This is a genomic window from Cystobacter fuscus (genome assembly GCF_002305875.1).
In the GTDB taxonomy this organism is placed as follows: domain Bacteria; phylum Myxococcota; class Myxococcia; order Myxococcales; family Myxococcaceae; genus Cystobacter; species Cystobacter fuscus_A.
Genome location: NZ_CP022098.1, coordinates 1,532,633 through 1,547,290, shown reverse-complemented (window position 1 = coordinate 1,547,290; position 14,658 = coordinate 1,532,633). Strand labels below are relative to the sequence as shown.

The 14,658-nt window shown below is 69.4% G+C and carries 9 protein-coding genes; 7 read left to right on the top strand and 2 right to left on the bottom strand.

The features are described 5' to 3' along the window. Position 1 precedes the first annotated feature (1 nt). The 4 genes from CYFUS_RS06455 to CYFUS_RS06440 all read left to right on the top strand — a co-directional run bounded on the left by CYFUS_RS06455 (position 2) and on the right by CYFUS_RS06440 (position 5,335). Complete coding sequence (locus CYFUS_RS06455) at positions 2-460, top strand: response regulator (protein WP_095984436.1); 459 nt, start codon at positions 2-4, stop codon at positions 458-460. Continuing rightward, complete coding sequence (locus tag CYFUS_RS06450) at positions 457-2,397, top strand: response regulator (protein ID WP_095984435.1); 1,941 nt, start codon at positions 457-459, stop codon at positions 2,395-2,397. Before CYFUS_RS06455 ends, CYFUS_RS06450 begins: the two co-directional genes overlap by 4 nt. 135 nt (positions 2,398-2,532) lie before the next feature. Next, positions 2,533-3,774, top strand: coding sequence for a hypothetical protein (locus CYFUS_RS06445; RefSeq protein WP_095984434.1), 1,242 nt, complete (start codon positions 2,533-2,535; stop codon positions 3,772-3,774). A 130-nt stretch (positions 3,775-3,904) separates the two neighbouring features. After that, complete coding sequence (locus CYFUS_RS06440) at positions 3,905-5,335, top strand: MATE family efflux transporter (protein ID WP_198316475.1); 1,431 nt, start codon at positions 3,905-3,907, stop codon at positions 5,333-5,335. 4 nt (positions 5,336-5,339) lie between these two features. Here CYFUS_RS06440 and CYFUS_RS06435 read toward each other — a convergent pair whose 3' ends face one another. Beyond that, a complete protein-coding gene (locus tag CYFUS_RS06435; protein WP_198316474.1) occupies positions 5,340-6,674 on the bottom strand; it encodes a vWA domain-containing protein in 1,335 nt (444 codons plus the stop codon). A 271-nt stretch (positions 6,675-6,945) separates the two neighbouring features. Then, on the bottom strand, positions 6,946-8,349 hold the full coding sequence (gene sthA / locus CYFUS_RS06430; RefSeq protein WP_071901603.1) for a Si-specific NAD(P)(+) transhydrogenase: 1,404 nt from the start codon (positions 8,347-8,349) through the stop codon (positions 6,946-6,948). A 123-nt stretch (positions 8,350-8,472) separates the two neighbouring features. On the opposite strand from sthA, the gene CYFUS_RS06425 reads away from it, so the two are divergent. The 3 genes from CYFUS_RS06425 to CYFUS_RS06415 all read left to right on the top strand — a co-directional run bounded on the left by CYFUS_RS06425 (position 8,473) and on the right by CYFUS_RS06415 (position 14,656). Further along, entirely contained in the window at positions 8,473-9,423 is a 951-nt protein-coding gene (locus tag CYFUS_RS06425) for an MBL fold metallo-hydrolase (RefSeq protein WP_095991837.1), read from the top strand. Positions 9,424-9,458: 35 nt separating this feature from the next. Beyond that, positions 9,459-11,216 carry a M14 family metallopeptidase gene (locus CYFUS_RS06420; RefSeq protein ID WP_095984431.1) on the top strand — a complete coding sequence of 586 codons (1,758 nt, stop codon included), beginning with the start codon at positions 9,459-9,461 and terminating at the stop codon, positions 11,214-11,216. A gap of 92 nt (positions 11,217-11,308) precedes the next feature. Continuing rightward, positions 11,309-14,656 carry an ATP-binding protein gene (locus CYFUS_RS06415; RefSeq protein ID WP_095984430.1) on the top strand — a complete coding sequence of 1,116 codons (3,348 nt, stop codon included), beginning with the start codon at positions 11,309-11,311 and terminating at the stop codon, positions 14,654-14,656. Positions 14,657-14,658: the final 2 nt, after the last annotated feature.

The window sequence follows — 14,658 nt, the reverse complement described above, 5'->3', positions numbered from 1 at the left end:
CATGGAGCCGAAACGAGCTGTCACCATCCTGATGGCGGATGACGACCCGGATGACCGGGACTTCGCACGCTCGGCCATGGAGGAGAGCCGGCTCGCCAACGATCTGCGCTTCGTCGAGGACGGCGAGGAGCTCATCGACTACCTGCGCCGCCTCGGCCGCTACGCCAACCCCAAGGACTCCCCACGGCCCGGGTTGATCCTCCTGGACCTGAACATGCCGCGCAAGGATGGCCGCGAGGCGCTCCGGGAGATCAAGTCCGACCCGGAGCTCAAGAACATCCCCATCGTCGTGCTGACCACGTCCAAGGCCGAGGAGGACATCCTGCGCAGCTACAACCTCGGGGCCAACTGCTTCATCACCAAGCCGGTGACCTTCGATGGGCTCGTCGAGGTCGTGAAGGTCCTCAACCGGCACTGGCTGCAGATCGTCGAACTGCCCCCCGAAACACCCCACGAATGAGACGTGAGGCCGATGCACACGCCATCCGCGTCCTGCTCGTCGAGGACGACGAGGATGATTACGTCCTGACCCAGGACTGCCTGCGGCAACTGGGACCGCGGCGGGTGGTGCTCGAGTGGGTGTCCACCTGCGAGCGGGCCCTGGAGGAGCTGGAGTCCGGCAACCATGACGTGTGTCTGGTGGACTACCGGCTCGGCTCCATGACGGGGCTCGAGCTGCTCCAGCAGGCCCGGAGCAGGGGCTGGGAGGGTCCATTCATCCTGTTGACCGGACAGGAGGACGACGACATCGACCATCAGGCCCAGCAGGCCGGGGCCACCGACTTCCTCGGGAAGTCCCAGCTCACCCCGACGCTCCTGGAGCGCTCCATCCGCTATGGGCTCCAGCACACGCGCACGCTGGAGGCCCTGCGCCGCTCCCAGGAGAGCTTCCGCGAGCTCATCGAGCGGCTGCCCGACGGCGTCTGCGTGATGCACGACACGCGGCTCGTCTACATGAACCCCACCTACGTCCGCCTGCTGGGCTACTCGTCCCAGAAGGAGCTGCTGGGCAAGACCCTGCTGGAGCTGGGACAGAAGTTCCTCCGTCCGGAGGATTGGAACCCCCTCCAGGCGGATGTCCAGCGCGCGGAGTCCACGGGCGAGCCCATCCCGCCCCGGGAAGTCCTGCTGCTGGCCCGTGGGGGTGGCCGCGTTCCCGCGGACCTCTTCCATCTCCCCCTGATGTTCGACGGACAGCCGTCCCATGTGTGGCTCGTCCGGGACCTGACCGAGCGCAAGCAGATGGAGGGACGGCTGCTGCGCGCGGACCGCATGGGCTCGCTCGGACTGCTCGCCGCGGGAGTCGCGCATGAGATCAACAACCCGCTCGCCTACACGATGGCCAACCTGGACCACCTGGAGAGCCAGGTGCTGCCCCGGCTGGGGTTGTGCGCCACCGAGCGACGGGAGATCCACGAGCTGGTGGCGGATACCCGGCTCGGCATCACCCGGGTACGCGACATCGTGCGGCAGTTGAAGATGTTCTCGCGAGGGGACGAGGACGGGGCACTGGCGCCCGTGGACGTGCACCGGGTGCTCGAGTCCTCCATCGACATGGCGGTGAACGAGCTCAAGCACCGCACGCGGCTGGTGCGCGACTACGGAGAGCCGGTCCAGGTCCAGGCGAAGGAAGGCCGGCTCGGGCAGGTGTTCCTCAACCTGCTCGTCAACGCGGCCCATGCCATTCCCGAGGGGAACGCGGCGGGCAACGAGGTGCGCGTCGTCACGCGGCGCGAGGGAGCGCGCGTGCGCATCGAGGTGCGCGACACGGGCGTGGGCATCTCCCCGGAGCACCTGGGACGGATGTTCGAGCCGTTCTTCACCACCAAGCCCGTGGGCGTGGGCACCGGGCTCGGCCTGTCCATCTGCCACGACATCGTGACGAGCTTCGGCGGACAGCTGGGGGTGGAGAGCCGCGAGGGACACGGCAGCACCTTCTGGATCCTCCTCGACGCGCTCGGCCCCGAGGCCCGGGCGGAGGCCCCCACAGCGCCCGCCGAGGCGACCCCCGCCGTGCGCAGGGGCCGCGTGCTCGTCGTGGATGACGAGCCGATGATTGGCACGGCCATCCGCCGCACGCTCCAGAGGGATCACGAGGTCGTGACGCTGACGAGCGCGCACGAGGCCTTCGCGCGGCTCATGAGCGGAGAGCGCTTCGACGTCATCCTGTGTGACGTGATGATGCCGGAGATGAGCGGGGTGGACCTGCACCAGCAGCTCGCGCAGCACCTGCCCGCGCTGGCCGAGCAGCTCATCTTCCTGTCCGGAGGCGCCTTCACGCCCAAGGCCCGCGAGTTCCTCGCGCAGGCGGGCAACCGCCGGGTGGACAAGCCGTTCTCCGCCCGGGAGCTGCGGGACGTGGTGCAGTCGGTGCTGGCGCGCTCACTGGACGCCTAGCTGACCGCTCGAGAGTGCATCGCTCCTCACAGGCCCGGTTCGCCGGTGACGGAGTGCCCCGGGGTACGTAGCCCCTCCGGCGGCCGCGGCCCTAACTCCCCGTTTCTGGAATTCCTTCGCCCACGGGAGTCGAGCATGTCCTGGTATCGCGTCGTCCATGGGGTCGTGGCCATCGGTATGGGAGTGGGCTTCGCGCGCGTCGCGGAGGCACAAGGGTGCTCCCCCGCGGCCTGCACCGGCTCCACCGTGGTGGATCACACCTTCGCGTCGGGCTCGAGGTGGAACTTCTCCGTCCAGAATTGTCCCTGTGAGGGGATGGTCATCCAGAAGGCCAGCTACATGCCCGTGGGAGGCACGTCGCGACTGGTGCTCGGCCAGGGGAGCATCGCGGAGCTCCACGTCCCCTATGTCATGGGCACCCCCCGCCCCCTCGACGTCACCAACGCGGGGTTGGGGTTCAATGCCCTCACGCTCACCGAGGCGGAGTGCGCGGGAGGGACGCTGCTGGCCAACAACCAGATCTGCCAGAACGTCGACGATCGCGGCTACGCCTGGAAGTTCAGGGACAACTTCCAGCGGGGAGAGAGCGTCTCGGTGAGCATGGCCTCACAACTCGGCCAGTACACGTACATCAACCAGTGGGAGTTCCATGATGACGGGACCATCGAGCCACGGATGGGGCTGTCGGGCCGGCTCCAGCAGGTCCGCTCGGGCGCGGGCTATGCGCCCTATGGCAGCCGCATGGACTCCGAGACGAACGAGACGCCGGTCTATGGAATCTCCCACCTGCACAACATCTATTACCGGCTGGACTTCGACATCGATGGAGCGGCGAACGACGCGGTCGAGCAGATGACCTTCCAGCCGTCCACGTCCCCTTCTCCCGACAGCTCCTGCGCCACGCCGGGCACCTGCGGGGTGAACGTGAGGACGCCCATCCCGCTCGAGGCCGCCCAGGACCTCGCCCCGGAGAGCTATACGTCGTGGTTCATCTACGACAAGACGAGCACCAACGCCGACGGGCGGAACGTGGGCTATGAGCTCGTCCCGCACATCGAGGGGCTGTGGACCGGCGAGGTCTCCACCACGGAGCCCTGGTCCGCGCACGAGTTCTGGGTCACCCGCTACAACGGGTGCGAGAGTCTCGCGGTGGGCAACTTCCCTCCACACATCGCCTCGGGTTGCAGCACCGCGCCAACGAATGTCAGCGCCATGGTGGACGGGCAATCCGTGGATGGGCAGGACGTGGTGGTGTGGTACGTCAACCGGCACCTGCACGTCCCTCGGGACGAGGACCAGGACAACATGCCCATGAGCTGGCTGTCCTTCGAGCTCAGGCCGAGGAGCTTCCACCACAAGAACCCGCTCGAGCCCTGAGCCGTCCGCGGCACGACACGTCCCGGCTTCCACCCGGTGAGAAAACCCACCTGGGGGACTGGCGCGCCCGCCTTCGAGGGTGCATACCGCACCTGACCGTGAAGAAGCCATCACGGGAGAAGGCAGACACATGAAACCGAAGTTCGGGACAGATTTGACCACGGGCAGCATCCCCCGGCACATCGTGACGTTCTCCCTGCCGATGCTCATTGGCAGCCTGCTGCAGACGGCCTACAGCTTCATCAACGCCATCTGGGTGGGGCAGTTCCTCGGCACCGGGGCGCTGGCCACCGTCACGGTGAGCTTCCCCGTCGTCTTCACCCTCTTCGGTATCGGGATGGGCATGACGCTCGCGACGAACATCCTCGTGTCGCAGAGCTACGGCGCCAAACGCTTCGACGAGCTGCGGCGGGTGGTGGACAGCTCCACCGTGTTGATCCTCGGCCTGGGCATCCTGCTGACCCTGCTGGGCGAGTTCTTCACGCCCCACATCCTGCGCGCCATGGACACGCCGGAGGACATCTTCCAGCCCTCGGTGGACTACCTGCGCATCTTCCTGCTGTCGATGCCCACCAGCTTCGCCATGTTCGCGCTGCGCAGCATGTTGCAGGGCATGGGGGACTCGAAGACGCCCCTGTACTTCCAGCTCATCTCCGTCGTGCTCACCACGGTGTTGGATCCGCTCCTCATCTTCGGCCACCTGGGCCTGCCACGTCTGGGGCTCAACGGCACCGCCTGGGCCACCATCGTCTCCCAGGTGCTCGTGCTGACCGTGCTGGTGGTCTGGCTGCACCGCCAGAAGTCCCCCGTCGCGCCCGGCTGGCCGAGCCTGCGCCACCTCGGTCCGGCCACCTGGCAGACCTTCCGCATCGGCGTGCCCGCCTCCATCCAGCAGTCCCTGGTGTCGCTCGGCATGGTGATGGTGACCGGCATCGTGAACGGCTTCGGGGAGATCTCCACGGCGGCCTTCGGCGCGGCCTCGCGCATCGATCAGATCGCCTTCATGCCGGCCATCAACTTCGGCATGGCCATCTCGACGCTCGCCGGACAGAACCTGGGGGCGGGCCACCTGCCCCGCGTCCGGCAGATCTTCGCGTGGGGATGTGCCTTCAGCGGGGCCATCACCCTCGTCATCTCCCTGGTGGCCGTCCTCTTCCCGGAGACGCTCCTGAAGGTGTTCATCACGGATCCCGTCGTCGTCGAGCTGGGGACCTCGTATCTGCACATCGTGGGCGCCTGCTACGTCTTGTTCGGCCTCACCTTCGTGAGCAACGGCATCATCAACGGAGCCGGCTCGACGATGATCACCACCCTCATCTCCCTGCTCAGCCTCTGGGTGGTCCGGGTGCCCCTGGCCTACACGCTGTCGCGCCAGATGCACGACGTGAAGGGCGTCTGGTACGCCATCGCCATCAGCTTCTTCGTCTCGCTCGGCTGCAGCATGGCCTACTACTTCTCCGGGCGCTGGAAGAAGGCGGTGGCCCACCACAAGCCGACCGTCCTCGAGCAGGCCAAGCCGGACCCCGCCGAGGTCTTCGCCAACGAGGCGGGCGAGGCCTGAGGGTTCAGGGAACCATCAGCGCGGCGAGCTTGGACGCCAGCTCCGCCTCGGCGCGCAGCGCGGCGTCGTCCAACTGCTCCGCGTGGGTGCGCAGCAGCTCCGCCGTCCGGTCCGCCAGCTCCCGGGCCCGGGCCTTGTCCCCCGCATGCCAGGACGAGCACGCCGCCCGGGCGCCGAGGATGAAGTTCGTCAGGGCCGCCGTCTTGCGCACCGTGTCCTCGGAGTACCACGTGCCGGTGGACGAGAGCGGCTCGCTGCCCTCGTAGCTCGCCGTCACGAGCGTGGGCGGGCTCGCCTCGCCGCGAGCGGGTGTGAAGGAGAGCCCCCCCGACATCATCCGTTGTCCGGGCTGGATGTCCGCCTCCCGGGAGAAGCGCGCGAGGATGGCGCCGCGCCGCCGGGAGAGGAAGACCGTGGAGATCTCCAGCGAGGCCTGGCCCGCGCCGGGCTCCACCCCGGGCACGCCATACACCGCCTCCACCCGGAAGCCCGGGGCGGGAGTGAGCACCATCTTCAGGTCATACGCGATGGGCGTCACCAGGTAGTCGAAGTCCTCGTCGAAGACCGTTCGCGTGCGCTCGGCGTCACGCAGGTAGAAGGCATTGGCGCCCCGCACGGAGGAGATGGCCGTGACGAAGGACTGATCGAACGCGATGTTCACCCCGAAGAGCGTCAGGTCCCGGCCCTCCTGGGAGTGGTCGCGCAACAGCTTCATGAACCCGCCCTCTTGCGTCTGGCCCACGTTGGGCATCGCGTCCGTGAAGAGGAAGACGCGGCGGGCGCGTGACGCGTCCGGCGCGCGCGTGGCGAGTTGCGCGTAGCCATCGGCCAGTCCGCACTCGATGCAGGTCGAGCCGTCCACCTGGATGGTGTCGATGGCGCGCAGCAGGGCCGCGCGGTCGCGCACGGGCGTCTGCTTCACCAGCACCTGGGAGACGTCATCGAAGATGACCAGCGAGAAGGTGTCGCTCTCGTCCAGCTTCGCCACCAACCGGCGAGCCGCCTCCTTCACGGCCGCCATCGGCTCGCCCTGCATGGACCCGGAGTGGTCGATGACCAGCGCCGCGTCGAGCGGCTTGCGGTGGAAGGTGGAGGGCTCCACGTTGGACGAGAACCCCACCTGCACGAACACCTCCTGGCGGCCCGTGTCGATGGCCGTCGCGATGCCCTTCGCCGTGCGCAGACACAACACCTGCTCACAGGGCGGGCCCTCCAGGGGAAGATCATGCTCCGCGTAGAGCCCCTCGGCGGTGAAGTCCTCCGCGAGGGGAATCTGCCCCGCCGCGATCTTCGTCCGCGCCAGCGCGATGTCCTGGATTCCGCCAGGAGTCGCTCCCATGTCCCCAGCGGAGGGAGCACCTACCGAACCCAGCCCAGAACAACCTACCAGTGTCAGTACCGTCAGCCCTGTGATCCACAACCGCCGTGTCCTGCTCATGCACATGCTCCGGGTGAAGGGGTGGACCCAGGCCCAAAGCAAGACATGTTCCAGGAATGAACCACTCGGAGGGCGGCGCTCCCCCGCCTCCCCGGCCCCACCGCGCCCTGACACCCGTGTCATGCCCCGGGTGAAACGTTGACGCGGGTGGGGAAGCGACGACGCCGGCCCTTCAGTGCTCGAACAGGCGGTTGAGTCCGTTGAGCGCCGCCACCCGGTAGGCCTCGGCCATGGTGGGGTAGTTGAAGGTGGTGTTGATGAAGTAGTCGATGGAGTTGCCCGGCCCGTCCTGGGACATGATCGCCTGGCCGATGTGGATGATCTCCGAGGCGTTGTCCCCGAAGCAGTGGATGCCGAGGATCTCCCGCGTGTCGCGGTGGAAGAGGAGCTTGAGCATGCCCACCGTGCGGCCGGTGATTTGCGCGCGCGCCAGGCTCTTGAAGAACGCGTGGCCCACTTCGTAGGGCACGCCCTGGCGCGTGAGCTCCTGCTCGGTGCGACCCAGGCTGCTGATCTCCGGGCTGGTGTAGATGCCGCTGGGGATGTCCTTGACCAGCTTGTGCTCCAGCCGCCCCTCGACGATGTGCGTGGCGGCGAAGCGGCCCTGGTCATACGAGGCGCTCGCCAGCGAGGGAATGCCCACCACGTCGCCCACCGCGTAGATGTGCGGTACCACCGTCTGGTAGGCGTCGTTCACCTGGATGTTGCCGCGCGAGTCCAGTTGGATGCCCAGCGCCTCCAGCCCGATGTCCTGGGTGTTGCCGGTGCGCCCGTTGGCCCACAGGAAGACGTCCGCGCGCAGGCGCTTGCCACTCTTGAGGTGCAGCACCACCCCGTCGTCCCGCGTCTCCACGCGCTCCATCTGCTCCTGGTGGCGGATGAGCACGCCCTGCTCGCGCAGGTGGTAGGACAGCGCGTCGGAGATCTCATCGTCCAGGAAGGACAGCAGCCGCTCGCGCGTGTTCACCAGGTCCACCTTCACGCCCAGCTGCCGGAACATGGACGCGTACTCGCACCCGATGACGCCCGCGCCGTAGATGATCATCGTCATCGGCGTCTCGCGCAGGTTGAAGATGGTGTCCGAGTCGAAGACGCGCGGGTGCTGGAAGTCCAGGTCCGGCGGGTGGTAGGGCCGCGAGCCCGTGGCCAGCACGAACGCCTTGGCGGACAGTTGCTCGCTCGCGCCCCGGGGCTCATCCACCTCGAGCGTATGGGCATCCAGGAAGCGCGCCCGCCCCACCACCAGCTCCACCCGGTTGCGCTCGTAGAAGGTGGTGCGCAACTGCACCTGGCGCGACACCACCGTGGACGCCGAGCGCATCATGTCCTTGAACTTCCACTTCTGGCCCAGCTCCACGCGCAGCTCGGGGTGATCCATCTGCACGTCCACGAGGCGTTGGATGGCGTGCCGGAGCGCCTTGGAGGGAATGGTGGCCGTATGGGTACAGGCGCCGCCCACCAGCGGACGCTGCTCCACCACGCACACCCGCTTGCCGGACTTGGCCGCCTTCATGGCCGCGCCCTCCCCGCCGGGGCCCGAGCCGATCACCACGATGTCGAAATGCCGCACGCTCATATTGGCTGGATACTTCTCCACCCCTGGCGCATCGGGAAGAAATCATTCCCGTGCTTGCTAGGATGAGGGCGGAACAGGATGGGGCAAGAGCCCATTCCACCCTCCCACGAGGAACCCTTCCCCATGCCGTTGCGCTTCAAGAACCTGGATGGCAGTGGTCCCCACCCGCTGTCCACCGTCTTCAAGTGGGCGGTGGCGGACAAGGTGGCCGGCAAGCGCCGCAAGAGCGAGGCCACCTGCGCCATGCGCCGCGTGGAGCCGGACCTCGCCGTCCTGGCCGTGCCCCCCGCCCCCGGCGAGGGCGCGCGCCTCACCTGGCTGGGCCACGCCAGCTGGCTCGTCCAGCTCGAGGGCGTGTCGCTGCTCATCGATCCCGTGCTGCGCGACAGCATTCCCGGCTTCATCCGCCGCAACGTGCCCCCCGGAGTGCCGACCGGCCAGCTCCCCCCCATCCAGGCCACCCTGGTGTCCCACAACCACTATGATCACCTGGACATGCCCACCGTGTGCCAGGTGGGCGCGCCCGTCATCGGGGGACTCGGCCTGACGCGCTACTTCCAGCGCACCGGCCTGTCCGTCACCGAGCTGGACTGGTGGGGCTCCACGCGCGTGGGCCCCGTCACCGTGCACTTCGTCCCCGCCCAGCACTGGAGCCGCCGCGGCCTCGCGGACGTGAACGAGACGCTCTGGGGCGGCTTCGTGGTGGAGGGCGCCCACACCCGCGTCTACCACTCGGGCGACACCGCCTACTTCGAGGGCTTCCGGGAGATCGGCCGGCGCTTTCCCGGCATCGACGCCGCCCTGCTGCCCATCGGCGCCTATGACCCGGAGTGGTTCATGGAGAAGCAGCACATGAACCCCGAGCAGGCGGTGCGGGCCTATGAGGACCTCGGGGCCCGGCGCTTCCTCGCCATGCACTGGGGAACCTTCAAGCTCACCGACGAGCCCCTCGACGAGCCGCCCCAGCGTCTGGACGCCGAGTGGAAGCGGCGCGCGCTCCCGGTGGAGCCCCTGCACGTGCTCGCCGTGGGCGAGAGCCTCACCGTCCCACCGGGCGCCCCACGACGAGGTTGAGCGGACCCGGGGGGTGTGCTCAACAGGCGGCCGACATGCTCCTGTCCGCCCTCCTCGCCCTGACGCTCCACCAGACGCCCCTGACCACCGTCGCCGAGCAGAGCGGGTGGCTCCGCACCGGCCGCTACGCCGAGGTGGAGACGCTCTGCCACGCCTTCCCCAAGCGCTACCCCGGCAAGGTGCGCTGTGACTCCTTCGGCACCACCCCCGAGGGCCGCCCCCTGCTGGTGCTCACCGCGAGCGCGGACGGCACCCTCACCCCCGCCGCGGCGGCGAAGAAGGGCCGCCCCGTCGTCTTCTTCCAGGGCGGCATCCACGCCGGGGAGATCGATGGCAAGGACGCGGGCTTCTGGCTCCTGCGCGACCTGCTCGATGGCAAGGCGCTGCCGGGGGTACTCCAGGGCGTGACGGCCGTCTTCGTGCCCGTCTTCAACGTGGATGGCCACGAGCGCTTCGGCCTCAACAACCGCCCCAACCAGGTGGGCCCCGAGGAGATGGGCTGGCGTGTCACCGCGCAGGGCTTCAACCTCAACCGCGACTACGTCAAGGCGGACGCCCCGGAGATGGGCGCCCTGCTCACCCTGCTGCACACGTGGGATCCCCTCGTCTCCATCGACCTGCACGTCACCGACGGCGCCCAGTTCGAGCACGACGTGAGCGTGCAGTTGGAGCCGCAGAAGACGGGCCCCGAGCCGCTCCGGGCCGCCGGCGAGAAGCTGCGCCAGGAGCTGTTCACCGCCCTGGAGGCCCAGGGCCACCTGCCCCTGCCCTTCTATCCCTCGTTCCGCAAGGAGGATGATCCCCGCTCGGGCGTGGGCTACGGCGTGGCGCCGCCGCGCTTCAGCAACGCCTACTGGATGGTGAACCGGCGCTACGGCGTGCTGGTGGAGACCCACTCGTGGAAGCCCTACGCGCACCGCGTGGCCACCACGCGCCACGTGCTGGAGGGGCTCTTGCGGCTCGTCGCCCGGGACGGCCAGGCGCTCATGAAGGCCCGCGCGGCGGTGGACGCCGAGGCCGAGGCCGGCAAGGCACGCGAGGTGGTGCTCGCCTGGGAGAACACGGACAAGAGCCGCCCCATCGACTTCCGCGGCTATGCCTATGAGCGCTCGCCCTCCGAGCTCACCCAGCAGCCGTGGATCCGCTACGACCCCACCCGCCCCCAGGTGTGGACCCTTCCCTACTTCGAGGAGCTCCGCCCCGCCCTCACCACCACCCTGCCCGCGGGCGGCTACCTCGTGCCCCCGGCCCACGCGGAGTGGGTGGCCCGCAAGCTCACCGTCCACGGCCTGCGCTTCCAGCGGCTCGGCCAGGCCCTGCCCCCCACCGGGGTGGAGGTGTTCCGCGCCACCGAGGCCACCTTCCGCCCCGGCTCCTACGAGGGCCGACAGCCCCTGTCCGTGAAGGGCCAGTGGACGAAGGAGACCTGGCCGCTGCCCGCCGGCACGCTCTATGTCCCCGCTGCCCAGAAGAGCGCGCCCCTGCTCGCCCACCTGTTCGAGCCCCTCGGGCCGGACTCGCTCCTCGCCTGGGGCTTCTTCAACAACCACTTCGAGCAGAAGGAGTACATCGAGGACTACGTGGTGGAGCCCTTCGCCCGGGAGTTGCTGGCGAAGGACCCCGCCGTGAAGGCCGCCTGGGAGGAGCGCCTGAAGGACAAGGCCTTCGCCGGGGATGCACGCGCCCGCCTGCGCTTCTTCGCCGAGCGGCACCCCGCCTGGGACTCGCGGCTCCACCTCTACCCCGTCTTCCGCACGGACACCGCGCCCACGGGCCTGAAACCCGGACGGTGAGAAAGAGCGGAATTTTCTTCTCCCACTCGACGTCACCCGCCCTGATTGGTTGTAATGACGAGGGCCCTGGCCCGGCTCCCCACCGGAGGACGATGAGCAACGAACGCGACCTGCTCGAGCAGGCCATGGCGGTATTGGAAACCCAGCGCACGGTGCTCGGCCACGAGGCCACCGAGGCCGCGCTGGCCGCCCTGCGCGTCCGGATCGCCGCCCTCGCCCCGCACGTCCCCTTCGAGCGCCGGCACGTCACCGTGCTCTTCGGCGACCTGTGCGGCTTCACCGCGCTGAGCGAGCGGATGGATCCCGAGGACGTCAGCGAGCTGATGAACCGGCTGTGGGAGCGCGTGGACGGGGCCATCCTCCGGCACGGCGGGCACATCGACAAACACATCGGGGATGCCGTCATGGCGCTCTGGGGCACGGAGGGCGCGAGCGAGGACGACGCCGAGCAGGCGCTCCACGCGGCCCTGGACATCCAGGCGCAGCTGGCCTCCTTCCCCGCGGCGCCCCCGGAAGGGCTGCACATGCGCATCGGCATCCACACGGGGCCGGTGCTGCTGGGCGTGGTGGGCACGCGCGGGGAGCTCACGGTGATGGGCGACACCGTGAACACCGCGAGCCGCCTGGAGCAGGCCGCGCCCGTGGACGGAATCCTCATCTCGCACAACACCTGGCGCCACGTGAGCGGGGCCTTCGCGGCCGAGCCCCTGGCGCCCCTGCGTCTCAAGGGCAAACAGGAGCCCCTGCAGGTGTACCGGGTGACGGCGGCCAAGCCCCGGGCCTTCCTCCGGCGGGGCCGCGGTCTGGATGGGGTCTGGGCCCGGCTGGTGGGACGCGAGCAGGAGACACGCCAGCTGCGCGCGGCGCTCCAGGCGGTGCTCGCGGGCAACGGCAGCCACCGGGTGACGCTCACGGGCGAGGCGGGCATCGGCAAGTCGCGGCTGCTCGGCGAGTTCGAGACGTGGCTCGAGTCGCTGGACACGCCCCCCCTCTGCCTCCGGGGACGCGCCAGTCCGGAAATGCGCCGGCACCCCAACGCCCTCTTGCGCGACCTGTTCTCCTTCCACCTCCAGGTGCAGGAGAGCGACCCACCCAGCGTGGTGCGCGCCCGGCTGGAGGACAGCTTCCACGAGGCGCTCGGCCCCGGGGAGTCGAGCCGCATCCGCGCCCACCTCGCCGGCTCGCTCATCGGCTTCGACTTCAGCAACAGCCCCCACCTCAAGGGCACGCCCATGGACGAGCAGAGCCTCCGGGCCCGGGGCCTGGAGTCGCTCGGCGAGTACTTTCGCGCCCTCTTGCGGCGCGAGCCCATGGTGCTCTTCCTGGAGGACATCCACTGGGCGGACGACAGCGCGTTGGATCTGCTCGAGCGCCTGCACGAGACGCTCGCGCCCGAGCAGCTGCTCGTGGTGTGCACCGCGCGGCCCGAGTTCTTCGAGCGGCGCCCCGGCTGGGCCCACGCCCCCGCCCATGTCCGGCTGGAGCTGCGGCCCCTGTCCCCGGACGACAGCCACCGGCTGGTGGCGGAGCTGCTGCGCAAGGTGGAGTCCATCCCCCCGGCGCTCGAGGAGCTCGTCGTCACGCGCGCCGAGGGCAATCCCTTCTACCTGGAGGAGCTCATCCAGATGCTCCTGGAGGAGGGCGTCATCCTCGCCGGCAAGGAGCACTGGCACGTCGAGCCCCACCGGCTCACCTCGCTCAAGGTGCCCCCCACGCTCAGTGGCGTGCTCCAGGCGCGGCTGGACAGCCTGCCCGCGCACGAGCGCGAGGTGCTCCAGCGCGCCTCGGTGGTGGGCCGCGTCTTCTGGGACGAGCCCCTCTTGATGATGGGCGGCGCCCTGCCCGAGGGCGTGTCCCTGCATGACACGCTGGCGGCGCTCCAGGAGCGCGAGCTCATCTTCGAGCAGTCCAGCTCCGCCTTCGCCGGGGCGCACGAGTACACCTTCAAGCACGCCATCGTGCGCGAGGTGGCCTATGACACCGTGCTCAAGCGCGAGCGACGCGCCTTCCACGGGTGGATCGCCGAGTGGTTGCAGGCGCGCGGAGGCGAGCGCTCGCGCGAGCACCTGGGACTGCTCGCGGATCACCTGGAGGCGTCCGGCCAGGGTGAGCGCGCGGCGACGTTCCTGCGGCGCGCCGCGGAGGAGGCCCTGTCCCTGTTCGCCCACGCCGAGGCGCGCGCCTTCCTCCAGCGGGCGCTCGCCCTGAGCACCGAGGACAATGTCACCGAGCGCTACGCCATCGTGGCGGCGCGTGAGCGCGTCCACGCCATCCAGGGCGAGCGGCGCGAGCAACACATGGCCCTGGACCACATGGAGGAGTGGGCCGAGCGGCTCGACGACGATCGGCGGCGGACCGAGGCGGCCCTGCGCCGGGCGCTGTATGCCGTGGAGGTCGGCGAGTTCGCGATGGGGGAGCAGGCGGTGCAGCGGGCCATCCGGCTCGCCCAGCAGCAGGGGGACGTGGCCAGCGAGGCCCTCGCCCATCTGAGCTGGGGACGGATGCTGCGCCACCTCCGGGGCGACTTCACGAGCGCCCGCGAGCACCTGGAGCGCAGCCTCGCGCTCGCCGAGTCGGCGCGGCTGCCCCAACTGGAGGTGGAGAGCCTGCTCAACCTCAGCGCCGTCATGCACGAGGGGGGTGAGCTGTCGGCGAGCCTCCAGCCCATCCAGCGCGTCATCCCCTTCTGCCAGTCCATGGGGGACCGCTGGCTGGAGTGCTCGGCGCGGCGCTACCTCGCCTACGTGCGCAAGAGCCTGGGAGACTTCGCCGCGTCCCGCGCCGGCTTCGAGCAGACGCTCCAGTTCAGCCGGGTCATCGGCTACCGGTTCTGGGAGGCCATGGACTACACCAACCTCGCGCGGATCCACTACCACCTGGGCGATCCCGCCGGCGCGCTCGAGCTGAGCGAGCAGGGCCTGCGCATCGGCGAGGACATCGGCAGCCTGCGCTACCAGGGCTACGCGTGGATGAGCCGGGGCCTCGCCCTGGGCGCCCTGGAGCGCCTGTCCGAGGCACGCGAGGCCTACCAGCGCTCGCGCGACATCCGGGCGCGCATCCGCATGCCCCACCTGGAGCACGAGGCCATGACGGGGCTGGCCGCCGTGGCGCTGATGGGCGGGGAGTTGCACGAGGCGCTCGAGCTCGTCGAGCAGCTCCTGCCCCACCTGGAAGGCATGCACCGGGGCGTGGAGGAGCCCTTCTGGATCTGGCTCACCTGCTTCCGGGTGCTCCGGGCCCACCAGGACGCGCGCGCGCCCCACCTGCTGGAAGCAGCCCACCAGCGGCTCCAGGCCCAGGCCGACAAGATGCACGAGGAGGAGCTGCGGCGCTCCTTCCTGTCCATTCCCACCCACCGGACGATCCAGGTGGAGTGGCGCCGACAAAAGGATGTACGGGGCTCGCCCGGCCGGGAGCGGCTACTCCTGGAGAGCTCCTAGTT